Genomic DNA, 24387 nt, shown 5'->3' with positions numbered 1-24387 from the left:
TGGGGCCGGCTTGTCCTCGCCAAGGAACTTCGCCGCCTGCCGGACGATCGCCAGCTCGGTCTCCAGCACGTGGATCCGCCCGCGCGCGGTCCGCAAGTTGGCGCCATCGCGAGTCGCGTACGACGGGTTGGGCATCGCCCGCACTTGGTTCAGCAGCCCCATCCGCCCCACCGTGATACCCGGCGCGGAGGGCATGCGTGTGCCCGCGCGGCCGGCCAGAGCCAGGGCGATGACATTCAGCAGGCTCCCGAGCCGGTCGGTGCAGCGGGCGAATGGGCTGGTCAAGCCCGGTATCTGCTCGGCGAATGTCTTCTGCCGACACTGCTTGTTCGCGCAGACAAACCGGCGGACTTCCAGCAGGATCTGCACCCGGCGCGCCGCCAGCGGCACGTCCTGCACCTGCCGGTGGTAGCGATCATGGACGCGAGACCACCGGTGCCCGCAGCTTGGGCAGCAGCCGTCCGGATTCCTGCCCCGGGCCCGCACGATGGTCGTCCCGATGCCACACACGGCTGCCTCGACGACGACCGAGATCCCCCCGAACAGCACGTCCTGCCAGGAGAATTCACGTTTGTCCATGCTCAGGAAGTCGCCTGTGGCGAGTCCGGCCAGCCTGATCCCACGAGACTTGAGGGAGCGTCAGATAGGACGGCAGCACCGCCAGAGAACGCCCCTGCGCAGGCGAGAGAATCGAACGCCACCTCACCGGCTGTGACCGCTCCCCGTAATCGCTGACAGAGCCGTCAGCCGGCCCCGGGAAAACGGCCACGCTGGCGCCGACAGACGCTCGAGGCGGCGCGAAGTGGCCCCACCCACCGCCTTGACCGCGCAGTTCGGCACCTGGGGCCAGTTGGAACCGTCATTGAAGTCGCAATCGTCCGGGGCCGGTTTTGGCCGTTTTGCGGGGCCCCTGACGCTCGTCAGAGCCACCGTCGGAGGTGCCGGTTGTGCATGCGGTATCTGTCGATACTCAGGGAGCTTCACTCAGACGTCGTGGCTCTGCGCCTTGATTTGGTTGACGTCGGTGGACGTCCCGGATGTTCCGCGGTGGCGCGACAGGAGCAGGACGCAGCCGAGCAGTGCGACGGCGGCGAAGCCGAAGCAGCCCCACAGGCTGTACGGGCCGGTCCAGAAGGATCCGGGGGCGGTGTTTTGGATGCCGGTCACCGTCGCGACCCCGAGGGCTCCGCCCGCTTGTTGGCAGGTGACGAGAGCGCCCGATGCGGTTCCCTGGTCGTTCAGGGCGGCAGCGGCGCTGGCGAGCATGACCGCTGCCGGGTAGGTCAAGGCGATGCCACTGCCCACAAGGAGCGCCGCGGGGAGCAGGTGAGTGACGTAGCCGCCGTCGCCCACCGTGGTGTACAGCAGCTGTCCGACAGTGATCACACCAAGTCCGGCGGGTATCAAGAGCGTTGTGGACCTGCGGTTGGCCAACCGGGCCGCCGGTGTGGACAGAACGCCCACGGCAACTCCCTGGGGCAGGAACGCGAGACCTGCCATGAGCGCCGAGTATCCCTGACCTTCCTGCAACTCCGTCGCGACGATGAACATGGCGCCGGTGATCCCCGCGAAGGCGCCGCCCAGGGCGACACATGCTGCCACCATCCGGTGGTCGGCCATGAGCGAGAGCGGCAGGAGCGGCGGACGGACCCGTGTCTGGAGGGAGAGGAACACGAGGGTTGTCAGCAGACCCGCACCTCCGACGACCGCGATCTGTGTGAGGGAGCCGGTGCCGACACGTCCGACCGCGTACACCACGGCGATCAGCCCACAAGTGATCATCAGGGCTGGCAGCCAGGGCATTCTCTCCCGGGGCTTTCCTCCGCCGACTTCCTCGTCGAGGACGCGGATTCCGATCGCCAGCACTAGGAGGGCCAGCGGGACGTACAGGAAGAACGCGCCTCGCCAGCCGAAGCCCTGGGTGAGCAGTCCGCCGACGACGACCCCGAGTGAGAATCCCACCGCCCCCATGGCGCTGAAGACGCCGAGGGCTCGATTGCGCGCGGCACCCTCCGGAAATTCCCCGACGATCAGGGCCACGGCGGCGGGTGCCGTCACGGCCGCTCCGACTCCCTGGACGGCGCGGGCGGCGATGAGGGGCACGGCCCCCTGCGCGAGTGCCGCCGCGAGCGATCCCGCCCCGAAGACGGCAACCCCGTACAGGAACATCCGTCGGCGTCCCCATTGGTCAGCGGACTTGCCGCCGATCAGAAGCAGCCCCGCGTACGTGGTGAGGAACGCGCTCGCGACCAACTGCAGTTGGTCGGGGCGCAGTCCAAGGCCGCTCTGGATACCCGCCAACTGCACGTTGATGCTCGACAGGCTCATCCCCTCGAAGAGCACCGCCGTACACAGCACCAGCAGTTTCGTCCAGGCGCGTCGGTCGAATCGGAAGACGTCGGTCGATGTCTCAGTGGTGGTGCTCACCGAAGCTCCTTGACAGGGCGGGCGGTTGGGCCGTTGCTTCGTAGAGCGTCCAGCCATCGGGGGCGCCCACGTTCCGCAGGGCGGCGAGCAGAGCCGCGCTCGCGGGGAAGAGAGGTGCGGGCAGGTCCTCCGGCTGAGCCCAGACCCAGCTGTCGAAGACCTCGGGCTCAGGGGTGGTCGCCACCACGTCGTCCGCGGTGACTCGGGCGAGTACGCCTGCGGTGACCTCGGTGCGCAGACCGTTCGTGTGGAACGCGAGAGCGAACACCTCCGGGTCTGTGACCGCGGTGATGCCGCTCTCTTCGGCTGTCTCCCGCACCGCGGCCGTTTCGAAGGTCTCACCCGCTTCGACGTGGCCGCCGGGCAGACACCAGGACTCGGGCTCGCCGTGCTTGACCCGGTGGCCGATCAGGAGGGCGCCATCGGCTCGCAGCAGTACGACACCGACACCGACGACCGGGGAGGGCCGCTCCGTGGAGGAAGGTGTCACCGTAGTGTGTCCAGTTCTCGCAGCGCGGAGTCCGCCGCGTAGTGGCCACTGATCATAGCGGCGACGATGCCCCGGAACAGCCCGCAGGCGTCGCCCGCCACCCAGGCCGGGGAACCGGGCAGCCGGAGGTCGCCGTCGACCTTCGGATACCAGCCGACACCTTCGAGGGTGGGACCGATGAGGTTCGTGCCGTTGTCGCGAACGGCTGGGTACGCGGTCGCGAGGAGGGACAGACCGTGCACCATGATGGCGCGCAGCTCCGGTCCGTAGACGCGGTCGAAGGTCGCGACGGCTGCCGGCTCGCCGTCCCTGAGGGCCTTGAGGGGGACGGTGAAATAGGACTCCTCGTCGCCCATCGCGGACAGGGCCGGTGCCATGGCTCGCTTCGCCACGTTCTCATCGAGGATGCGGGTGTTGAAACCGACATTGGAACGGCCGGTCGACGGGCAGTCCGAGCGCCCGGACACCGTCCACAGACCCTGCGTCTCGGTGAGGGCCGCCTCGCCGTCGCGGCACGCGCAGAAGGTACGCCACTCCACGCTGCCGTCCTGGGCTCGGAACCGGAGCTTCGGATCGAGTTGCTTCATGTCTCTGAAGAACGCCTTGTCGGCCGGCTGTTCGATCCGGAATCCGACCTCCAAGCGGCGGAAGGCTCGTTCGTCGGTCAGCGTGCGCAGGCCGAGGGGGCCGAATCTGCCACTGGCCAGGATCAGCCGGCGGGCTGTGAGGTCCGACTCCTGCCCCTTCGCGTCTCGCAGCGACAGCCGGAATGCGTCAGCGACCGGTTCGTACGCGGCTTTCACGACCTCCGTCCCGGTGAGAACCGTGGCATCGGTCGCCCCGACCATGTCTGCGGTCAGCCGCAGGCGTGCTTCCAGTGACAGGTAGTCCGAGGGGTACTCCTTGAGTATCCATTCGCCGGCCCCCACCGTGTAGGCGGTCGGATCAGCCGGGAAGGGAGGGGTGTCGAGGCCGTAGGAGCCGAGCAGTTCGCAGGTCCAGGCGTATGCCGCCCGAAGCTCGGCGGTACGGGGCAGGGTCCAGAGTTCACTCGCCGAAGGAAAGAAGGAGAACTTCCCGTCGGAGAACAGGCCGGCTCCTCCGTGCCCCCGGGTCATGTCGGCCGGGGCGTGCCGGTCCCGTGCGGTGACGGCTTTGCCTCCGTCGATGAGGGCGACGCCGTGTGAGGTCCCGGCAAGCCGATGCGCGGCGGCGAGCCCTGCGGGGCCGGCGCCGATGATGACAAGGTCGAACGTGTCCACAATGCTCCAAGTGGGCAGGGCGGTACCGCCGCCGGGCATGCGGCGGATCAGGGTGACGGCATGGAGGGGGTGTCTCAGGAGCGGGCCGAAGGCGTGACCGAGGGAAGGCGCTCCTCGTGAATGTCCTTGAGGTCGTGGTGCTGTTCGGTGTGGTCGATGCGGCTTGCGCAGCCGTACGCAAGCTCACGGCCGGTCAGCCGACGATCACGAGATCCCGGCCGTGGTGATCGCGGGTTGCGTCGCCGGCCGACTGCGGTAGTTCCCCCTTCTTCGTTGTCGCCCGGTATGCGATGGACGTGCGGGCGAATGAATGTCCGGCAGGCGTCGGCCTCTCAGAGGCTGTGCGCGCGGATTCCGGCCGTCCGGTCGGCCGCGTCGTACAGCACGTCGATGCAGCGGTCCACCAGATTCGACGCGACCGCCTCGCTGGCGCCGACGCAGGTGACCTCGACGTATCCGTAGGGGCGCAGCGCACCGAGCAGATGGAGCAACGCTCCCTGGCGGTCGCCGGGTTCGTAGAGAAGACCCCGTTCGCGCAGGGCACCGATCGCCTCGGCGGGGCTGAGCCCGGCCAGACGTGGTGACAGGACCTGGCGGAAGACGTACCTCACCTGCTCGCCGTGCAGGAGGAGGTTGCCGTCCTCGTCGAAGTGGGCACGAGTGGCGGCCTCGACATAGCCGACCGGGTGCGAGGAGGCCACCTTCCGCAGGTTGATCTCCACCGCGAGCAGTTCGCCGTTGCCACGCTCCACGAGGTCCAGCCCGAAACTCCCGCGGTAGCCACGCGCGCATAGCGCCGAGCCGACCTTTCTGGCGGCTTCGGCGCCGCGCTGCCCCACGGTTCCGAGTGATCCGAAGGAGGCGCCCGCGTACTGGTATCCGGGGGCCAGCAACTGCTCGTACACGGGCCCGGACCGGACGGTTCTGTCGGGCTGGACGGTCGCTATGCAGCTCAACGAGCGCACCACGCCGGGGATGTACTCCTCGATGATCGCCCCCGAGCCGGGTATGTGCGCGGCGAACTCCGCCCATGACTGGGACGACACCTCGACGGATGTCGGGAGACTGCCGCAGGCCAGCAGGCGCGACACATCGATGGAGATGTTGCCCAGCCCGGAGCCCCAGGCAGGACTGTCCAGCTTGAGCATCAGCCGTTGGACGCCGTCCGCTTCCAGCGCCAGGCGGCGGGCGGCCCGCGCCAGTTCCGGTACGGACCGCAGCACTTGGCGGCCTCCCCGCGGCGACGGGACCCCGGCCACGTCGAAGACGGCCTTGCTGCCGGCCTTGCTGCCCAGGCTGCCGGTGAGCTCTGCCGGTCGCTCCGACGGAGCCACTCCCAGAATCCGTCCCAGTCGGTCCAGGGACGAGTCCGCGGTGAACACCGACAACCGGGCGCTCCCGGCTGCTGCCACCAGGGCGCGCAGACGGCTCACCATGGTCTCGTCGGCAAGGACCGCTGCCGCCAGATCGCTCTCGCCCTCGTACGCCGCCGGACGCAGAATCCGCAGCCGCCGGAGAGCCGAACGCTCCTCGGACGGTGTCATGCCCAGCACGTCCCGCAGGTGGTAGCCGACCACAAGTGGGTCGACCGGCCGCAGGCTGAGGAACACGATGCGGGTGTCCGGGTCCCGGAGTTCCGCCAGATGCGGCAGCCCACGTTCGGCGAACCGGTGGATGTACGGCATCCTCTCCAGGATCCACGGGTCGTACTGGAACGAGTAGCTGACGATGTTCAGCACGGTGCGGCCTCGTTCGCCGAGACCGCCCGGGAGAGCCGGGGCGTCGCGATGCCGCCGACGCTGTCCATGTTGGTGCGGATCTGTTTGGCCGTCGCCTGCCAGATCTCATCGGGCATGGGGGCGAGAAGCATGTCCCACAGAGGCAGAAAGCTTCCCCGGCACTGCATCAGGCCCTCTGCCCGACCCAACAGGTACCAGTGCATGTGCTCCCCGGCGTCGCCGCGCTTCTCCACATGGACACGGGCGATCCCTTCCAGCATCTCGATCGCGCGCGCCGTCTGCCGCAGTGCGTGGCCGAGTTCGCCGGCCACCTCCGGGGGCAGGTCGGGCAGGTCCTGATGGCTGCGGGGGAAGAGCAGGACACTCGGGAAGGCGCGTGGTGCGGACCATGCCTGCACACCCCACCGTTCGTCGCACCACAGCCAGTCCTCGTCCGCCATACGGCAGACGGAACACGGGCCGCCGTTCTCGTCGCTGCGGGGTGGCTCGGGAACCACCGGACGCCGCAATGCCTTGAGCCGGAGAGAACCCTCAAGCGGGAAGATGTCGTGCCGGTCGAGGACCGCTCGCTGGCGCTCGTCCAGGTCGCTGCTCCGGTCATAGGGAAACCGCGCGGTGAACAGGCTGTATCCGTCGTTCTCACTCATTCGCGGACGCTTTCGAGACGAAAGAGGTTCGCTTGGGCTTCGAGCAGCAGGTCCTGCGCGAAGGTGACGCGTTCACGTGCCCGGGCCAGCAGATCCGCGTCGTCGGACGAGGTGTCGACCTCCAGGTGGAGATATCTGTCCAGCAGGTCGAGCTGCCGGAACTGCCGCAGCTTGCGGAAGCGCCACTTCACGCGAGGATTCGTGCTGCCCACGCTCGCGAGCAGTGCCTCCACGGCCGCTCCCAGCGTGGCCCGGGACGCCAGGAGAGCGGTGCCGGTGTCCTGTGCGGTGATCGCCCCTGCGGCGTCGTCCAGGCTGCTGTTGGCGTCGTACTCGAAATGTTCCACGAGCACTCGTCCCAGGACGGGCCAGGGGAACCCGTCTCGGGCCCCTTCGAACTCCTCCGGGCGCACCACCGGGATGCCGATCCTGAGATGGTGGAAGAACTCAAGCCAGCCACGATTGAAGTCCTTCGGGGCGGACGGGTCGACCAGTCGGCGTTTCACCTGCTCGAAGTCCTCGATGCGCCGGAACTCGATGTCGAGCCGCTGGCCTCGGATCTCCGATACCCAGATGCGGTGGTCGCCGAAGATCACGAAGTCGTTGCTTCGGTCGAGCGGCAGGCTCTCCGGGGCCACGTCCTCGTCCACGAGCACAAGAAGGTCGACGTCGGACGTGGCGTTGCCGAAGCCCTCCACGAGCGATCCGCCCACGAACGCGGTGCGGACACCGGATATGTCGTCCAGCCTTGTGCCCAATTCCTTGAGAACGTCGTCGGCTCGGATGTCAAAAGTCACGTCAACGCCTCCGAAAGTGGGAGTCATTCCTGTTCCAGCAGGCCTGCGTCGGCCAGTTCGTGCACGAAGGCGGTGATGTCCGCCAGCGCCGTCTCCTCGTCCACGGTGTAGTCGCGGGAGATCGCCGAGGCGATGTCGTGTGTGGTCCTGGTTCCGTCGCACAGCCGCCATATGTCGACCTCGACCTCGCTCAGGACGTAGGTCTCGCTGCCGAGGGTGAGGAAGACGTCTCCTCCCAGACCGGTGGTCCTGGCGCCCAGGAGGCGGAGTGGTTTTTCGATCAGGGGCATACGAAGGGCCTCGTCTCTCGGCAGATCTCAGATGATGGGTTTGACGGGGGTGTCCCCGGACTGCGCCCGGCGCAGGACCGGTCGGTGGTAAGGCTTTCGGTCGTCGGTCACGGTCTTCTCGGTCACGGTCTTCCTCCTGTCTCCGGGACTGCACCCGGACGTTCCAGTGACTTCACCGGGGATCGGCGTCATAGCTCGTCGAGCGTGGCGTGCCTGCGCCCCTCCCGTGCGAACAGGCTCAGCAGACCGGAGGCGAGGGCCGCGAACGCCATCGCCTTCAGCAACTCGCGCAGGATCAGCGTCAGTACGCTCGACGCCGGCTGCCCCTCGGCGGCGAGCCGCGCGGCTTCGGCGGCCTGGCTGATGGGCAACACGGACCCGATGGTCCGCAACACACCGGGGAGAGCCGCCGCGGGCACGTTCACGCCGCTGACCAGGAGCAGCAGCACATGCATGAGATTCGAGATCATCAGGACGTCCTTGAACCTCAGGCCGATCGAGCCCAGGAGCAGACCGAAGAACGCGCATGAGAGCGCGCCGGCGGTGATGGCGCCGCCGATGCCGAACAGGGCGTTGTAGGACAGGCGTACACCGGTCAGCAAGGTGCCGAGCGCCAGAGTGAACACCGAGGTCAGCAGGCCGTTCGCGGCATAGGGAAGAGCCCGTCCCAGGAAGAGCAGGGTGTGGCTGCGCGGCGACAGGAGGACGAGGCTCAGGGTGCCGAAGGTCCGTTCGTTGGCGATCGCCATGGTCCCGCCGTAGAGGCACGCGACCGAGGCGACGAAGACCGAGTTGCCGACCACGTAGAAGGAGTCGTCGGCGACTCCCAACTGCCGTCCGAGGTACGTGAAGAACAGCAGTTGGGCGAGGGGAGTGGCCAGCAGAGTGCCCAGGAACATGGGGGGTGTGGCCCAGTTGAACAGGGCCCGGTAGGAGGTGACCCCGCAGCGTCCGACGAGTCGGGCCGCCGATCTGGTGGTGGCGATCGCCGCCCTCATGACAGAGCCAACGTTCCCTCGACGCGGGCCTTGCGCTCCATCGCTCTCATGGCCGCCGTACCCAGGGCGAGAGCGACGAGACCGAGAGCAAGGCAGATCCACAGTGGGTGCCAGACGTGGCCGCCACTGACCGTGTGCCGGATCGCGCTCGCTCCCCACGTGGAGGGCAGGATCGCGGACAGCGGGCCGGTCCACGAGGGAAGATCCGAGAGTTCCACCAGGATTCCCGAGAGCATCCAGATGGGGTACTCAAGGGTGTTGGCCACGGCGTTGGCGTTGGGAAGCCGGACAAACGTGGATGCCAGGAGGATGCCGAAGAGCCCGAGGCCGAACAGGTAGGCGAGCAGAGCCGGGACGAACTCGATCGGGTGGGCCATCTTGAGGGGCACGCCGAAGATCAGGCGCCCCCAGACCAGCGTCGCCGCGACCGTCAGACCGCCCATGGCGGCAGTGGCCAGCGCGATGGGCGCCATGACCAGCACCAGTGAACGGGGCGACATGACAAGCAGTTCGAGTGTGCCCTGCCACCGCTGCTGCTGGATCGCTCCCCCGGAGCCGAACAGTACGGAGGACCAGGCGCCCATGAGCCCCGCGCCCACCGTCGCCTGCACCAGAGCGTGTTGATGTGTCCCGGATCGGAACAGGTAGACGGCGAGGGTGGCTCGTAGGATCGGGGCCAGGAACAGGATGACGACGAACACCGGTGAACGGCACATGTTCTTCATGTGGAGCGCCATGCTCACGGCGATGAAGCGGGTCAGGGCCATGCGTCCTCCCCTTCGTTCCCGGTCGTGGCGCCGTCCGACTCGCTGACGATGGCGACGTACGCGTCCTCCAGGGAGGGCGAGCGAGTGTCGACCCGACGCACCGTCACCCCTTTCAGCGCGCGCAGGACCGCCTCCTGGGGATCGCTGCCGAGTTCGGACTGCACGGTCAGCAGTTGGGCGGCGCCCCGGTTCTCCAGCGCGGCGTTGTAGACCCCTGTGATGCTGTGGACCTGCGCGACATGGCTTTGGTCGACGCCGTACGCCTCGACCTCCAGGACGTCCCGGCCCATCGCCCGTCGCTTGAGCTCGGCCGGTGAGCCGAGGGCACGGATCCGGCCGTCGGCGATCACGGCGATGCGGGAGCAGAGTTCCTCCGCCTCGTACATGTAGTGGGTGGTGAGGAGGACGGTGGTGCCGGTCCGGGACAACTCCGCCACCAGATCGCGCAGTTCGCGCGCGGCCACGGGGTCGACACCGATCGACGGTTCGTCCAGGAAGAGGACCTCCGGCGACGAGAGGAGTCCGCGCGCGATGTGCAGCCGCTGACGCATCCCGCGTGAGTAGCTCGAGACGCGGTCGTTCTCGCGTCCGGACAGCCCGACCGTCTCCAGCAGTTCCGAGATGCGTCGGCGCTGGCGACCGGCAGGCACCCCGGCCAGCTCCGCGAAGTAGCGCAGATTGTCCAGGCCGGAGAGCCGGTCGTAGAGTCCGCGATCGCCACCGAAGACGTAGCCGATGCGGCGGCGGACCTCTCGCGTATCGGATACGACGTCATATCCGCATACTCGCGCGGTTCCCGAAGTCGGAGTGAGCAGACTGCACAGCATGCGAATGGTCGTCGACTTGCCGGCGCCATTCGGGCCGAGAAGTCCGAACAGCTCGCCGTGTTCCACCGTGAAACTGACGCCTTTGACCGCCTGAAATTCGGGGCGCTTACTTCTGCGCCAGCCGCTGCCGGTACGGAAGGAGCGACGCAGGTCCATGGCCTCGATCGCAAAATTTGCCACGACCGGAAACTAGCACGCCACAGCGCGAATTCGGCCGGGGTGAATCGGAGGGGCGGGGTGAGGCCATGCGGGCGAAAGGGGGAAATATAGACATTGCGGTACCGCTTTTATTGCGGATGCATGAATTCCAGGTGCGGGAAAGTGAGAAAACTACTCGGTGCCCGATGAATCCAATCCGGGTAAATCCTACCTATGTGGACCGCGTTTCCCCTGGTCGTGGGCGTTAAAACCTTAATTTTTCAACCCCGGATGTTTCCTCTCGTTGCAGTTTTATGAAGCATGGAGAATTACTCTGTTGACGGTTGGCATGCGTGACTGACAGGCTCCGAAGCAGATGTTCCGGTGCTCGGGGGATGGTGAGGTTGTGACGTACGCTCGGCCGATTGACCTACTCGCGAAAAACGCTTCGGGCGCCGGGAACTCGAAATACTCACTGCGCTGCCTGAGATGCGGTGAGATCTGCCCTGCGGAGCTTCGATTTCGGTGTTCGCAATGTTCCGGAGCGCTGGAACCGCTGTTCGATGTGGGTGCTGCCTCCCTCGGGACGGGTGGCAATCCGGACGATGTCTATTTCGACCTGCTGCCCATCGAGTTCCGCGAGAGTCTCGTTCCCGGTGTCATGCGCCGCACTCCGTGCAGGCCGGCGCCGAGGCTGGGAGCCGCCATCGGGCTTCCCGCTCTGTGGATCAAGGACGAGACCCGACAGCCGACCGGCAGCACCAAGGACCGGATGGCGGCGGTGGTCATCGCGGTGCTGCGCGAGTTCGGTGTCCGTGAGTTCGTCACGGCCAGCACCGGAAACAGTTCCAGCGCGCTCGCCCGGGCAGCACGGCTCGCGGGAGACGTCCGAGCGCACCTCTTCTGCGGCCGGGAGTTCGCCCACCGCCACCGTTTCACCCCCGACGAGCAGGTCACGCTGCACATCGTCGACGGGTCGTTCGTCCAGGCGGCCACGGTGGCCCAGGAGTTCGCCAGGAGTTCAGGACTGCTGTGGGAGGGAGGCTTCTTCAACTGGGCCCGCAGAGAGGGACTGAAACTGGCCTACGTCGAGGCGGTGGAGCAGATGACCGTCGAGCCGGCCCACGTCTTCCAGGCCGTCAGCAGCGGCATGGGAGTCCTGGGCGCCCGCAAGGGGCTGGACGAGCTGATGGCGCTCGGGAGGCTGCGCCGGATGCCGAGCATGCACATGGTGCAGCAGGACACCTGCGCCCCGATGGCGCGTGGGTGGGCGGCGAGACGCGGAGAACTGGGCGACGATGACGTCGTCACCGACCCCACGGGCCTGGCCGCCTCGATCCTCCGGGGCGACGGGCGGGCGTCCTACCCTTATCTGGCCGACATCGCCACGGCCACAGGCGGAGACATCACGTCCGTCACGCAGTCGGAACTGACGACGGCCCGTGAGCTGCTCATCCGTACCGAGAACGTTCACGGCTGCTACGCCTCCGCCGCGACGGTGGCGGCCGCGGCCAACCTCGCGGCTGCCGGTGTCATCCAGCAGGACGAGCCCGTCCTCCTCAACATCACGGGGGCCAACCTGTGACCGGCGCGCTCCCGCTCGCCGAATGCCGTCGCCGGGCCGCCCGGATCCGCGCGGCATCGCTGGAAATGATCGGCGAGTGCGGGTACGGGTTCGCCGGCTCCTGCCTCTCGGTGGCCGACGTACTCGCCGCCGTGTCCGTCTCCTGGACCCTCGGCGACGGGGGTCCAGGAGGCGCCGACGTGCTGTGCCTGTCCAAGGGCCATGCGGCCCCGGCCCTGTACGGGCTGCTGCACGGCGAGCGCTGGCGCGAGGTCGGCGGCTACGCGGACCTGGACTCCCCGCTGCAAGGGCATCCACGCCGGGCGTGGACGGCGGACGTGCCGGCGACGTCGGGTTCTCTCGGGCTCGCCCCCGCCCATGCGCTGGGCGGCCACCTCGGCAGGCGGGCCCGTGGAACGAAGGGCCGCCTGCTCATCGTCGTCGGCGACGGCGAACTGCAGTCCGGTCCGCTGCTGGAAACGCTGACCTGGCTGGGCGACACGGCCGCCCCCGGAGTGCTCGTGGTGGTGGACCACAACGGCTGGCAGTCGACGGGCCGTTCATCGCGGGCGGCGACGGCCGCCGTGTCGGCGGCATTCGCCGAAACCCGCGAGCTCGACGGCAACGATCCGGCCCAACTCCTGGGCTTGTTCACCTCTTTCACCCCGTCGACGCCCGCCGTTCTCGCGGTGGCGCGCACGACCCGCTGGGCCGGGACCACGGTGTCCCCTCACGAGCACACCGCCATGGGGTTCCTTCCGCCACGGCCGCAGACAGACCGAATGATCCAGGAGCTCTGGCGAAAGGCAAGGTCGTGACCGAAACCACCGGTGCACGCAGGATCGTCACCCGACTGGTCGCAGCAGGCGCGACGCACCTTTTCGGCTACCCCGGAGAGTCGTCCCTGCCCCTGTACCAGGCGACGAACAAGGAACCCGGCATCGTGCACGTCATGGCACGCTGCGAGCGGTGCGCCGGGTACATGGCGGACGGCTACGCCCGGGCGACCAACTCGGTCGGCCTGTGCGACGCGCCGGGTGGTGTGGGCACCCCGTGGCTGGTCCCGGCCCTGCACGAGTCCTTCACCAGCGCCGTCCCGATCGTCGCCCTCACCACGTCCAGCCCCGATCTGGGGGAGGGCCGCTGGCCGACCACCCACTGCGACAACGCGGCACTGTTCTCCAGCGTCAGCAAGGCTGTCCTGCCGCTCAGGGTGGGAGAGCGGATCGAGGAAATCATCGATCGCGCGCTGTGGCTCGCGCTGTCCGGACGTCCGGGTCCGGTGGTGATCGACATCGAGCCGTCACTGCTCACCGCCGAGGGCGAGCCGGTACTCGGCCGCTCGGCAGCCGGGACGGTCACCCTCCCGCGCGAGCGTCCGCGCCCGGACCGGGCCGTGATCGCGGCCACGGCCGACAGGGTGCTCACGGCGGCCCGGCCCCTGCTCGTCCTCGGGGGCGGGATCCACACCAGCGCCGCCTACCCACAGGTGCAGGCGTTCGTCGACGCCCTCGGCATCCCGGCGGCCACCACGTTCAACGGCAAGGGAGCCCTGCCCGAGGACCACCCCCAGTGGGCCGGAGTGATCGGAGCCAAGGGGCAGCCCCGGGCCAACCACCTCGCGGAGAGCGCTGACCTGGTGCTGTGGGTCGGCAGCAAGGGCGGAGACAAGTCCACGCAGTACGGCACTCTGCCACCCCGCTCGGCACACCGCGTCCAGGTGGACATCGATCCGGAGGCCCTGGGCCGTACGTTCGCCGTCGACGCGGCGGTCTGTTCCGATCTGGGCGCGTTCCTCGACGATCTGCGCGAAGCCGTCGTCCAGCGCGCACCGGCCTGGCAGGCCGCCGCCTGGGCTCAGCACTCCGATCGCGATGTGCCCTCGGACTGGGGCGGCGCGCTGGTGCTTTCCACGGTGCGCCCGGCAGTGGGTCATCCCCTGCGACTGGTCGCCGACGCCAGTAAGGCGAGCAGTTGGAGCGGCGCCTACGACCGGACGCCTGGACGTGGACGCTGGGTGTGGGCGCCCCGAGGCAGCGGCACGCTCGGCTACGCACTGCCCGCGGCAGTCGGTGCCGCCGTCGCACACCCCGACGAACCGGTGGTGGTGGTCAACGGCGACGGAGGCTTCGCCATGTCCGCCCACGAGATCGAGACAGCCGTCGCCGCCGGGGCCCGACTGGCCGTCATCGTGCTGGACAACTCGGCGCTGGGTCTGCTCGAAGACGTCGGACGACACAGTCTGGGCGCGGACTTCCGGCTGCCCGGCCGGCCTACGGCGGACTGGGCCCTGTTGGCACGCGCCTACGGCGCCCACGCGGCGCAGGTGTTCACCGAGCAGGAGCTGGCCGTCGAGCTGACGGCTTGGCAGGAGCGCGGCGGAGTCGTCGTCCTGGACGCCGTTCTCCCCGGAGCGGAGATCTCGCCGGACCTCGCCATGTTCATCAGCCAGGGAGGCCGCTCGTGGTGATCGCAGCGCAGGCCCGGCCCACACAACTGTCCGCTTTTCTGGAGGAGTTGGCCGAGGGATTGCGTCGGCGCCCCGACCGGTCGCCTTATCTGGTCACCTGCGATTCGGCCCGGTCTTTCGGGCTGCCGCAGGTGTTCGGCGACCTCGACCCGCCCCACCTCGACGTGGGTGTCCGAGAGGGAACCGCCGTCTCGGTAGCGGCCGGGCTGGCCGCGGCTGGGCACGACCCGTTCGTCGCCTGCTTCGCGGCTTTCGGACTGCTGCGCGGAGCAGAGGCGCTGCGGACCTACGTCTCGGGCGAGGGCGCCCCGGTCACCCTATTGGCGGGCATGGCCGGGCTGTCGGCCGCCCGGGACGGGGTGAGCCACCACTGCCTGGAGGATCTGGCCGTCCTGCGGGGCATGCCGGCGATCAGGATCTACGCACCGTCGGATGTCACGTCGGTCCGCTGGATCGTCGAGGACCTGCTCTCGGAACGTTCCCCCGCCTATGTCCGGCTGGTCCGCCATGCCGTTGCCGACACTCAAGCGGGGGATGGCCTCGGAGGCTTTCGCCACCTGCGCCGTGCAGTGGACGGCGCCGAGTCCGGCCGGGACGTCGTCGTGGGATTCGGCCCCTCGCTGGCCGCGGCCCTGCCCGCGTTGGACACCCGGGCCGGCTCCTACGACGTGATCGAGGTGCAGAGGCTCAATCCGCTGCCCGCCGGGCTCGGCACCCACCTCGGCTCGGCGCGCAGGATCGCGGTCGTCGAGGAACACCTCGCCGAGGGCGGCCTGGCGGACCGGCTGCGTCTCACCTGTCCGCGACTCGCGAGCCGCATCACGGGCCTGGCCGTACCCCGGGATCCCGGGTCGGGAACCTACCCCGGGCTTCTGGAGGCCGCGGGCCTGGTGGGAGGCGCGTTGCTGGCACGTCTGGACTCGGTCTTTCTGCAGACACCGGAGGGGCAGAAGTGACCCAACACCTACAGGAAGTATCACGCCGTCCGCTCCTGGTGATCGACAGCCACCCCTGGTACTCGGAGCCGGAGCAGTACGACCGGACCGTTCGCTCGGTCTTCGAGGATCTGGGGTTCCAGGTCATGGGGGCCGAGGAACTCGCCGAGCGAGCCGCGAGACTCGCTGACGCGGTGCTCAGACCGGGCGACCTGGTCGTGCTCCCCCTGATGAGCGGAGCGCTGTTCAGCGGCCCGCTCAAGGAGCGGGCCGACCGACTCGGAGTACCCGTCGTCTGCCTCCCGCTCTCCCGGCACCCGTTCGTCACGCTCAGCGCCGACCCGGCCGAGACCCTGCTGCACAGCTGCACCGAATACGCCCGGTCGTCCGCGCGACTGGTCGGCGAACTGCCCGGACTGCTGCGGCGCTCGCGGGAGCGTGTCGCACGGATCGTGTTCTTCGACAGCAACAGCGCGACGGGTAAGGACTTCGTGCTCTTCGGAGAGCGGGTCAGACCGCATCTGCGTGACAATGTCGACCTGCACTTCTCCGTCCTGATCAGCGAGACCGCGGAGGACGAGGCCCACGGCCCGGGGCATCGCGGTGGCCGCAAACTCCACCGCCCGGACTCCGCGGCGCTGCGGCTCATCGGCAGCAACACCCGGTTCCTCTCCCATCTGCGCTTTCTTCGGCACGGCATCGCGGAGCAGGTACGGATCACGGACCGTCTGCGCGGAGCCCTCCCCGATCTCACCGCGTACTGGGAGACGGTTCCCGCGGAACTCCGGAGCATCCACAACTACGGCGAGTCGACACAGCTGATCCACAAGAAGCGTCTGCACATCAGATTCGCTGCCGCCGACGAGGAACGGGCGCACACCCTGACCGCCGGGGTCAGGCGGCTCGACGGCGAGTACCCACTGGGCACCGGCCCCGAAGTGCTCGCACGGCGCCGGGCGCTGATGTCCTCCTGGCCGGACACGCTGCGTAACTTCTCCTTGCGGGAGGCGGCCTGACATGCGGATCGCCCTGATCGACCTCGACGACACCCTGCTGGACTACCGGACGGAGGAGGACAACGCCCGAGACGCCGTCTGGTCGGTGCACCTGCCTGGTATCGAACTGGCCGTCTGGCAGCGGATCTACGACCGGACCAAGCGGCGACTGCGGGCGGATGGCCGCCTGCCGTCCACGGCGGCCTACACCGAGCGCTTCCGGTTGTCGGTGCGTCAGGCGCGCGCGGCAGGCGCGGACTGCCCCGCGGACGAAGCCTTCGTGCGCCGGTGCGAGGCCACCTACTGGGCTCGACGGGACGCCGTCACCACCCTTCTCCCCGGCGCGGAAGAACTGCTCAGCGCGGTGCGGGACCAGTACCAGGAGATCGTTCTCTGCACGGTGGGAACCACCGACAACCAGCGGCGCCGAATAGCGGCGGCGGGACTGGCGGATTCGTTCGACGCCCTGCGCACCTCGGAGATGACCGGGGTCGGCAAGGATCAGTGGCCGCTCTTCCTCGGCCCCCACTGGCGGGGTGACGCGCACTACCTGGCCGTCTCCGACTCGTACAACCCGGATCTGAGTAGTGCCAAGCGGTTCGGGATGCGCACCGCCTGGCTGCGCTCCGAGGCCACCAGAACCCGCCTGGCCGCCGAAGGCCTCGTGGACGTCCTGGAACCCGCGACCGACTTCGAGGGCGAACACCCGGCGGAACTCGCCGCCCTCATCACCGGCGACAGAACCGGGCAGCGACTCATATGAAAGGAACTCCCGACGTGGGCTCCCCCCCTTCCGAACTCGACCTGCCCCGCCTGCTGAGGACCACAGGCGTCCAAGGCCTCCTCCAGGCTGTCGCGGAGGACTACCGGTCCGCCGTGATCCGTTACAGCACCGCGGCACTGAAGGTCACCACGAACGACGACAGGCTTCTCACCTGGGCCCGTCTCTACCTGGAACCCATCCTCACGGTGGAGGACACCGACCCGGCCGTCGACGCGGAACTGACTGCGCTGCTCGTCCCACCCCCGGTGTACGAGGCCGCGGTCGCCGGTCTCGACTGGACGAAGGGCGAGACACTTCCCATCCACCTCCGCACGCAGGCATCCGTCGCACGGCTCCCGGGGTTCGTCTGCGTCAACGACGCCGATGCGGCGATCCTGTACGTCATCGACGAGACCGATGGCCGAGTGCTGTCGCTCGGAGTGCCCAGCGCTCTGAACGCACGTGACCTAGCCCGCCAGGTGCGCGAACTGCTCCTGGACGTGTTCCTCAAGGACGACTGGGTGGTCCTGCACTCCTCGGCCGTCGTCCGTGCGGGCCGTGCGTTCGTCTTCGCCGGGGACAAGGGCAGCGGCAAGACCACGCTGGCCCTGAAGTTGCTGGACGAAGAGGGATTCGAGTACCTGGCCAACGACAGGCTCCTCGCCCGGGCCGACGCGGAAGGCCGCGTCGAACTGCGGCCCTACGCCCTCTCCATCAGGCTGGGCGGAGGCACGCTGCGCAACCATCCCACGTTGCGCCGGCACCTCCACTACTTCGACCACTTCGACGCCGCCGTGCTCCCCCTGGAGCAGCAGTTCGTCCACCAGGACAAACTCGAACTCACCGTGCAGGAATACGCCGAGATCCTCGACATAGAGGTGGCGGATTCCGCAGTCGTGGAGCGGGTCTTCCTGCCCACCATGGACTTCTCCGACGCCGCCGCAACGGTGTCGTCCGAGACTCCCGACGTGGACGAGGTGCTCGCCGAACTCAAGGCGAGCGTGCTCATACCCGACCCCGACGGCGCAGGGTGGCTACGGACGCTGACCGGCCGTACCAACGAACTGTCCGAGGGCATGGAACGCACCCTGCGAACGCTGGCCGAACATCCGGCCCGGAGGCTTCGGGGAAAACCGGGGCCCATGCATGAGGAAGTCCTGTCCCTGGCCGGTGGCCGGAGGACGACCGCGGAGCAGCCGCCGACCGGGAGGAACCACCGGATACGGACCGAGCTGCGGGCGTCGGCCGTATGCGTGCTTCACCACCGGCGCGAGGAGAGGCGACTGTCCCTGAGTCACTGGCAGACCCGCGCCGTCCACCAGGGCGAGGTCCACGAACTGCTGGTCGTCGCCCCGGACGCCGATATCGCCGAGCCGGTCGACCAGGTCGCCTACCTCGGGTTCGCCACCTTCGACGCCGGGCTGCTCGCCGTCGGGGACACTCTCGTCTGGAACGGACAGCGGATCGGTGAACTAGTCGGCTTCGACGGCACCCACCTGCCGAATCACATGAACATCGTTCTCAAGGCCGCAGAGGAGCCCCGGACAGGCTGGGAACTCGGCATCCGGCCCCACGACCCGCTGATCGTGGAGCCCGGCAGATGACGTTTCCGCTCGCGGCAGGACCCGCTCCGCCCCTGCGAGTGGCTGTCGCCGGCATGGGATGGAGCGGCCGACGGTGGATCAAGGTCGTCGACCGCACGCCAGGAGTCAGGCTGGCGGCGGTGGTGTCCCGGTCGGCGAACTGGCCGTCCCCAGCGAGCCCGGAGATGGCTGGCGTCAGGACGAGCATGGTTCTGAAGGAGGCTCTGAGCTGGGACGACGTCGACTGTGTTGTCGTCTGCAGCCCTCCTGAACGCCAAGTCGTCGAGGCGCTTGCGGTGGTCCGGGCCGCCAAGGCGGTCATCGTGGAGAAGCCGTGCGGGCTCGACACCGCGGCCCTGGCCACGCTCATCCGTGAGACGGAACGCCGGGGAACGCCCGCCATGGCCGGCTACCACCTGGCAGTCAATCCCCTTCTGCTGGATCTCGCCTCCAGGACGGCCGCCGGAGACTTCGGCAGACCGGAACACGCTTCGTTCCGCATGTACGTGGACCGGGCCCGCCCCCATCAGGACTGGCTCGTGGACCCCGACCGCAGCGGTGGACCCATTGTCGAGACCCTGGTCCACGGATTCCACCTCAGCCAACAGGTCATCGGAACCGTGGCATCGGTGGAGACGGCCGTGACGTCGGGGCCGACCGCCCGCGGCGGCTTCGGGGCGCTGGTCGTGCTGCGTCATGAGAACGGTTGCGTCACCACACTTGAGACGTCCTGGCAGGGCAGCGCTGCCGTGAGATCCGGCTTCTTCGAAATGCTGGGCAGCGACGGCGGGTTCGGGCTCGACCGTGGGTTCTCCGACCGACGCCAGTACGCGACCCGGGCCGAGTCCCGCGGTGAGCTGACGACGCAGTCTCTCGCGGACGACGACGTCGGCTTCAGCAGCCTTCTCATACGTCTGCGCAGAGCGCTTCACGGCGAGCCGGAGGCCATCGGTCCCGTTTCCCTGCCGAGCGCCATGGCGGCCTTGGAGCTGGCGCTGACAGCCCGCCGCATCGCACGGACGACTTCGGGCCGAGGCCTGACCCGTACCGAACACCTACAAGAAGGAGAACACCCAGGGTGATATCGCAGATCGACGTGGTCACGCGGCAGCTTCCCTTGCTCCAGTTCCAGGCCATGGGCGGTGGATCGGCTGAGAAATGGCAGGAATCCGTGTTCATCAGAGTGAGCACCCCCGAGGGGCACACCGGTGTGGGAGAGGCGAGCGCATGGCCCCTGTTCGGCGGGCACAGCGCCCACGGCCACCACATCGCGCTGACCGAGCTGTTCGCCCCGGTTCTGCTCGGCTTCGACGAACGGGAGTGGGCAGGTCTGGAAGGCCGCCTCAACGCCGTGGTGCGCGGCAACCGACTGGCCAAGGCAGCGGTGGAGACAGCCGTCCTCGACCTGCTCGCCCGACAGAGGAACGAGCCGCTGCACACGGTCTTCGGCGGCCGCTCCGACTTCGAGCTGGGCCTGTCCTACTCGGTCTCGCTGCAGGACCTCGGCGCCGAGCGGGAAGTCGTCCGCGGACTGTACGAGGACGGGTACCGGGCCTTCAAACTCAAGGCCGGGGTGCTCACACCCGAGGATGATGTGCGGCGCCTGCTGGCTCTGCGGGAGACATGCCCGCAGGCACGGCTGAGACTCGACTACAACGAGGGCGCCAGCGACGCCCACCTGCGGGCCATCCTGGGACCCGCCAGGGAGGTGGCGGTCGAGTACTGCGAACAGCCCTATCCCGTAGGGCAGGAGCGGCGGCTGGAGAGGCTGCGGGAGTGGTTCGACGTACCCATCAGCCTTGACGAGTCCGTCGCGGCCACGCAGGACCTGCTCCGCGTGGCCGAATCGAAGCTGTGCGAATACGTCAGCGTGAAGTTCAGCAAAGTCGGCGGCCTCTTGGCGGCGGTGCGGATAGCGGGTCTCGCAACCGAGTTGGGCATCACCCCGTACGTGGGGTCGCAGAGCGAGACACGGCTGGGTGTGTCGGCGGCGCTCGCCGCCATGTCCGCGGTCGACGGACTCGCGTACGGCAGCGACTTCTATTTTCCGTATCTCATCGTCGACGACACCGAGATCGTCGGCGGCCCCCGCAGGACCAGGGGGCATCTGGGTCTGCCCGCCGGACCGGGTCACGGCTGCACCGTCCCGGACTCCTGGTGGGACGGTCCGCGCAGTGATCGGCTGACACTTCGATGACCGTGACGATGGTCCTCGACGGCGGGCTGGGGGACAGCGGCAAGGGACGGTTCGCCGCCTACCTGGCTCTGGTACAGGATTTCGGACATGTGGTCGCCGGCGGGACGGGCGTCGGCGGCGCCCATGTACTCCAGGACCAGGACACCGGTGTGGACATACTGTGCTCCAGCGTGCCCGTGGGTCTGGTGAATCCTCGGACCAAGCTGTACATCGGGCCGGGCACACTCGTCGACGAGCGAGGCCTCACCGAGGAGATCGACCGGCTGGAGAATTACGCGGTGCGCCACCGACTTGTGGTCGATTCGCGCTGCGGCCTGATTCCGGCGGACGCCGTCGCCAGGGAAGCCGCCGCGGGCCTGGTCGACATGGGTTTGTCCTTCGAAGCGGGGGCGACCGCCGCGCGCTCGGACTACCTCTGGCGGCGGGGGCGCCGGGCCGGAACCCTGATCGACCCACCGTTCCGGGTGGGCGACGTCGTGGGAGAACTGAACGCCGTGGCTTCGACGGAGCCCGTGCTGGTGGTGGGCGCCCACGGCACCGGCTACAACCTGTTCAAAGGGGACGGATACCCGTTCGTGACCAGTGACGACTGCTCGGCGGCCGCGACGCTCAACCGCACCGGGCTGGCCTGGCGGCACCTGTCCACGGTGGTCGGTGTGATCAACATGGTGCCGATGACCACACTTGACGTGTCGTTGCCCCACGAACTCGACGCCGAGGAGATCGAACGGCGTGGCTGGACCTCACGGGGCCGGGTCTCGGGACGGCTCCATCGGATCGCCGCTCGTCCCTCGCTGAGCCGGATCCGCCGGTTCGTCCTGGAGGAACAGCCCACACATCTCGCCCTGGGCCGGATGGATCTGCTCTGTCCTGGCGCGGCCGGCGCCCGTGACGCGCAAGGACTGGGAGCCGACGCGAACGACTGGATCAGCCGTATCGAGCGTGAGACCGGCGTGCCCGTCCGTTACGTGGGAACAGGCCCGGGACTGTTCGACGTGGTCGACCTGGAGCCGGACCCGAGCCGAGGAGGGCCCACGGCCTGCCCCTGGTCAGCTGTCCTTGCCCGGCAGCCGGTTCAGCAGGGGGAGCAGTGAGGTCAGACTCTCGACTCGCGGCACGGACGTCGAGACGGTGCCGCGTTCCCGGTCGAGCCACACGCCGCGCAGCCCGGCGGCGATCGCCGCCTCGGTGTCGGTTCCGAGCCGGTCACCGACGTAGACCACCTGATCCGCGCACAGACCCAGGCGGGTGCAGGCCGTGACAAAGATTCTCGGGTCAGGTTTGGCGACGCCGGCCTCGCTGGACGCGGTGAAGTGGTCCAGCAGGTCAGCGAGTCCTGTACGGCGGAGCTTGCGGCGCTGTTGATCGGCATCGCCGTTGGTGATCACGCCAAGACGAAGTCCGGCGTGCTCGGCAGTCAGAGCGGCGAGGGCAGGTGGAACATCCTCGTAGACATCCCATGCCGCCTCGTAGCGGTCCAGATACCGTGAGAACCACGCGTCCGCCTGTCGATCGGACCAGGTACCTGTGCCGAGCTCACCGACGAACCGTTTCACCCGCACGCGGCGCTGCTCGGCGAAGGTCAGCTCGCCCGCGAGGTAGCGTTCCATAGCCCAGTCCTGCAGCTCGTTCCACCGGCTAATCACTCGCTTCAGCCCAACCGGGGATGAGGTTGGACAGGCCTGCAGCATTTCCACGACGGCAGCATCGCTGGCCGACTGGTGGTCGACGAGTGTCCCGTCCACATCAAACAGAACAGCCGCGACGGTGCTGGTCACCGGATTCGTCTCCTTCAGCAACGGCCCACCGTGTTTGGTGCCTTTACCAACGTGACGTCTGAGGGTCGTGGATCGTGTTGGACAACGCGACTCGTCCGTATCGGCGCAGTGTGTTTTGGTGCCTGGCCCAAGCGTAGTGGGCGTGCAGCCTGGCTCGTCGGCCACTCTGTTCGGGGCGCGCAGACAGCGGCACGCCTACCGACAGCTGTGCGTCCAAGCTGTTCAGACCGCGATGGTGGGCGTGTTCGTGGCCGGTGGAGGCTGCGTGGCCTTGCCTCCTGCGTCATCTGTGCAGGTCCGACAACTATGGCGCGTGGGTTTTGAGGTGCAGCGTACGTGGCTCGGGGTTGCCAAGGGGTGGCCGGACGCCTTTGGACGGTGCAGCACCAGGTACCGGCACTCGGCACGGCGCAGGTAGCCTGATCAGGCACAACAGCATCCGGCAGCACCAGCTGTCACCTGGCAGCATGATCACTCGTGGCCTCGTAATGCGTAGGTCTCGGGTTCGAATCCCGAAGGCGGCTCCATCCTGGACCAGGTCAGATGCCCTCTGACCTGTTCTTTTATGTTGTCCCTCTGATGATGGACACGCTCCGCCCGCTCCATGCCGGTCCTCGCCGTGCTGAACGCCATGGGTTCGGCGCTCCCGCTCGCGAGCCGGCGCCCGAGAGTGCTGGTGCGAAGCCGGGAACACGCCCGAGAAGGTTTGCCCTGCCGCGTTGTCAGGCGGGGCCGGCTCCAGGGTGCAGGGCGGCGCGGCGGGGCAGAGGTCTCCGGGTGCGGCACTACCGTCATGAGGGTGACGGGAATCAATGCCGACCAGCGGTGGTCCGAGTCCATGTCGGCTGCCTATGAGCAGTACCTCGTGCCGGTGGTCTTCCGGCCTTTCGCCGAGGACCTGACCGCGAGGGCGGCGGCACTCCGCCCTCGGCGCGTTCTCGAACTGGCTGCGGGGACAGGCGTGTTGACATCGAACCTGCTGGCCGCGGCACCGTCGGCCGAAGTGACGGCCACCGACCTCAACGAGACCATGGTCGCCTTCGGGTCGGCCCGAGCCCCGGGCGCGGAGTGGCGGCAGGCCGACGCGCAGCGGCTGCCGTTCCCGGACGGAGGCTTCGACCTGGTGGTCTGCCAGTTCGGCGTGATGTTCTTTCCCGACCGGGTTGCGGCCTTCACCGAGGTACGGCGGGTGCTGGCCGCGGGCGGCCGGTTCTTGTTCAACACCTGGGGCCCGCTCGGGACGCACGGCTTCGAAGTCGCGCTGCAGGCAGGGCTGGAGCGGGCCTTTCCGGCCGACCCGCCGCGCTTCTTCCCGACGGTTCCGCATGGCTACGCCGACCCCGCTGTCGTGGTCGCCGATCTGACGGCCGCCGGGTTCGCCGTCGAGGAGGAGCAGGAGCTGACGCTTCAGGGCCGGGCCGGGTCGACCGCCGACCTTGCCACCGGGTACCTCACCGGGACACCGGTGCGCGCGGCCGTCGAGGAGCGCGGCGACGGACCAGCCGTCCGGGCCACCGTCATCGAGGAGATGACTGCCCGTCTGGGCCCAGGGCCGATCACCGCCCCGATGACGGCGTACGTCTTCCGCGCCGCGGCCTGAACGCAGTCGAGCAACGTTCGTCGCTGGTGACGAAGGCCGGGAGGGCAGCCGCACCAGGCGCCCCCCGAAATCCGCGTCGAGAACCCGGATCACCGCACTGATGAAGTACTACAGGGGGAA

Annotated in this window: 23 protein-coding genes; 11 read left to right on the top strand and 12 right to left on the bottom strand. The window is 68.4% G+C overall.

Annotated elements, in window-relative coordinates:
- The 11 genes from ACFY1U_RS47995 to ACFY1U_RS47945 all read right to left on the bottom strand — a co-directional run.
- The coding region (locus tag ACFY1U_RS47995) for a transposase family protein (RefSeq protein ID WP_390700414.1) at positions 1–579 on the bottom strand (579 nt) is incomplete at its 3' end.
- Positions 580–984: 405 nt separating this feature from the next.
- Positions 985–2427, bottom strand: coding sequence for an MFS transporter (locus ACFY1U_RS47990; RefSeq protein WP_390700413.1), 1443 nt, complete (start codon positions 2425–2427; stop codon positions 985–987).
- Positions 2411–2917, bottom strand: a complete 507-nt coding sequence (locus ACFY1U_RS47985; RefSeq protein WP_390700412.1) for an NUDIX domain-containing protein — start codon at positions 2915–2917, stop codon at positions 2411–2413. The genes ACFY1U_RS47990 and ACFY1U_RS47985 overlap by 17 nt, the downstream gene beginning before the upstream one ends.
- The gene (locus ACFY1U_RS47980; RefSeq protein WP_390700411.1) at positions 2914–4179 is read right to left on the bottom strand and encodes an FAD-dependent oxidoreductase; all 1266 of its coding nucleotides are present in this window, start codon (positions 4177–4179) and stop codon (positions 2914–2916) included. The genes ACFY1U_RS47985 and ACFY1U_RS47980 overlap by 4 nt, the downstream gene beginning before the upstream one ends.
- A 332-nt stretch (positions 4180–4511) precedes the next feature.
- The gene (locus tag ACFY1U_RS47975; protein ID WP_390700410.1) at positions 4512–5918 is read right to left on the bottom strand and encodes a peptide ligase PGM1-related protein; all 1407 of its coding nucleotides are present in this window, start codon (positions 5916–5918) and stop codon (positions 4512–4514) included.
- Entirely contained in the window at positions 5912–6565 is a 654-nt protein-coding gene (locus ACFY1U_RS47970) for a hypothetical protein (RefSeq protein WP_390700409.1), read from the bottom strand. Before ACFY1U_RS47970 ends, ACFY1U_RS47975 begins: the two co-directional genes overlap by 7 nt.
- The gene (locus ACFY1U_RS47965; RefSeq protein WP_390700408.1) at positions 6562–7362 is read right to left on the bottom strand and encodes a nucleotidyltransferase domain-containing protein; all 801 of its coding nucleotides are present in this window, start codon (positions 7360–7362) and stop codon (positions 6562–6564) included. The genes ACFY1U_RS47970 and ACFY1U_RS47965 overlap by 4 nt, the downstream gene beginning before the upstream one ends.
- 23 nt (positions 7363–7385) lie before the next feature.
- Positions 7386–7652 carry a PqqD family protein gene (locus ACFY1U_RS47960; RefSeq protein ID WP_390700407.1) on the bottom strand — a complete coding sequence of 89 codons (267 nt, stop codon included), beginning with the start codon at positions 7650–7652 and terminating at the stop codon, positions 7386–7388.
- 188 nt (positions 7653–7840) lie between these two features.
- Complete coding sequence (locus ACFY1U_RS47955) at positions 7841–8650, bottom strand: ABC transporter permease (protein WP_390700406.1); 810 nt, start codon at positions 8648–8650, stop codon at positions 7841–7843.
- Positions 8647–9417: an ABC transporter permease gene (locus ACFY1U_RS47950; RefSeq protein ID WP_390700405.1), complete on the bottom strand. Its 771-nt coding sequence runs from the start codon at positions 9415–9417 to the stop codon at positions 8647–8649. The genes ACFY1U_RS47955 and ACFY1U_RS47950 overlap by 4 nt, the downstream gene beginning before the upstream one ends.
- Positions 9408–10424, bottom strand: coding sequence for an ATP-binding cassette domain-containing protein (locus ACFY1U_RS47945; RefSeq protein WP_390700404.1), 1017 nt, complete (start codon positions 10422–10424; stop codon positions 9408–9410). The genes ACFY1U_RS47950 and ACFY1U_RS47945 overlap by 10 nt, the downstream gene beginning before the upstream one ends.
- A 523-nt stretch (positions 10425–10947) precedes the next feature.
- On the opposite strand from ACFY1U_RS47945, the gene ACFY1U_RS47940 reads away from it, so the two are divergent.
- From ACFY1U_RS47940 to ACFY1U_RS47895, 10 genes are read left to right on the top strand one after another with little or no spacing between them, the layout of a single operon-like run.
- Positions 10948–11967: a pyridoxal-phosphate dependent enzyme gene (locus tag ACFY1U_RS47940; protein ID WP_390700403.1), complete on the top strand. Its 1020-nt coding sequence runs from the start codon at positions 10948–10950 to the stop codon at positions 11965–11967.
- Complete coding sequence (locus tag ACFY1U_RS47935; protein ID WP_390700402.1) at positions 11964–12764, top strand: hypothetical protein; 801 nt, start codon at positions 11964–11966, stop codon at positions 12762–12764. Before ACFY1U_RS47940 ends, ACFY1U_RS47935 begins: the two co-directional genes overlap by 4 nt.
- Positions 12761–14416 (top strand): thiamine pyrophosphate-binding protein, encoded by a 1656-nt coding sequence (locus tag ACFY1U_RS47930; protein ID WP_390700401.1) that lies wholly within the window; start codon positions 12761–12763, stop codon positions 14414–14416. Before ACFY1U_RS47935 ends, ACFY1U_RS47930 begins: the two co-directional genes overlap by 4 nt.
- A complete protein-coding gene (locus ACFY1U_RS47925; protein ID WP_390700400.1) occupies positions 14410–15372 on the top strand; it encodes a hypothetical protein in 963 nt (320 codons plus the stop codon). Before ACFY1U_RS47930 ends, ACFY1U_RS47925 begins: the two co-directional genes overlap by 7 nt.
- Positions 15369–16367: a hypothetical protein gene (locus ACFY1U_RS47920; RefSeq protein WP_390700399.1), complete on the top strand. Its 999-nt coding sequence runs from the start codon at positions 15369–15371 to the stop codon at positions 16365–16367. Before ACFY1U_RS47925 ends, ACFY1U_RS47920 begins: the two co-directional genes overlap by 4 nt.
- 1 nt (position 16368) lies before the next feature.
- Positions 16369–17109, top strand: coding sequence for an HAD family hydrolase (locus tag ACFY1U_RS47915; protein WP_390700398.1), 741 nt, complete (start codon positions 16369–16371; stop codon positions 17107–17109).
- 14 nt (positions 17110–17123) lie between these two features.
- On the top strand, positions 17124–18713 hold the full coding sequence (locus ACFY1U_RS47910; RefSeq protein ID WP_390700397.1) for a DUF6917 domain-containing protein: 1590 nt from the start codon (positions 17124–17126) through the stop codon (positions 18711–18713).
- Positions 18710–19774 carry a Gfo/Idh/MocA family protein gene (locus ACFY1U_RS47905; protein WP_390700396.1) on the top strand — a complete coding sequence of 355 codons (1065 nt, stop codon included), beginning with the start codon at positions 18710–18712 and terminating at the stop codon, positions 19772–19774. Before ACFY1U_RS47910 ends, ACFY1U_RS47905 begins: the two co-directional genes overlap by 4 nt.
- Positions 19771–20889, top strand: a complete 1119-nt coding sequence (locus tag ACFY1U_RS47900) for a mandelate racemase/muconate lactonizing enzyme family protein (RefSeq protein WP_390700395.1) — start codon at positions 19771–19773, stop codon at positions 20887–20889. The genes ACFY1U_RS47905 and ACFY1U_RS47900 overlap by 4 nt, the downstream gene beginning before the upstream one ends.
- Positions 20886–21983 (top strand): adenylosuccinate synthetase, encoded by a 1098-nt coding sequence (locus ACFY1U_RS47895; protein ID WP_390700394.1) that lies wholly within the window; start codon positions 20886–20888, stop codon positions 21981–21983. The genes ACFY1U_RS47900 and ACFY1U_RS47895 overlap by 4 nt, the downstream gene beginning before the upstream one ends.
- Here the strand turns inward: ACFY1U_RS47895 and ACFY1U_RS47890 are convergent.
- Positions 21939–22667, bottom strand: a complete 729-nt coding sequence (locus tag ACFY1U_RS47890; protein ID WP_390700393.1) for an HAD family hydrolase — start codon at positions 22665–22667, stop codon at positions 21939–21941. The two genes, ACFY1U_RS47895 and ACFY1U_RS47890, sit on opposite strands and share 45 nt — an antisense overlap.
- Positions 22668–23460: 793 nt before the next feature.
- On the opposite strand from ACFY1U_RS47890, the gene ACFY1U_RS47885 reads away from it, so the two are divergent.
- The gene (locus ACFY1U_RS47885) at positions 23461–24267 is read left to right on the top strand and encodes a class I SAM-dependent methyltransferase (RefSeq protein WP_390700392.1); all 807 of its coding nucleotides are present in this window, start codon (positions 23461–23463) and stop codon (positions 24265–24267) included.
- Positions 24268–24387: the final 120 nt, after the last annotated feature.

Origin of the sequence: Streptomyces sp. NPDC001351 (assembly GCF_042896045.1) — a bacterium.
Taxonomy (GTDB): Bacteria; Actinomycetota; Actinomycetes; order Streptomycetales; family Streptomycetaceae; genus Streptomyces.
This window is presented reverse-complemented; position numbering and strand designations above follow the sequence as displayed.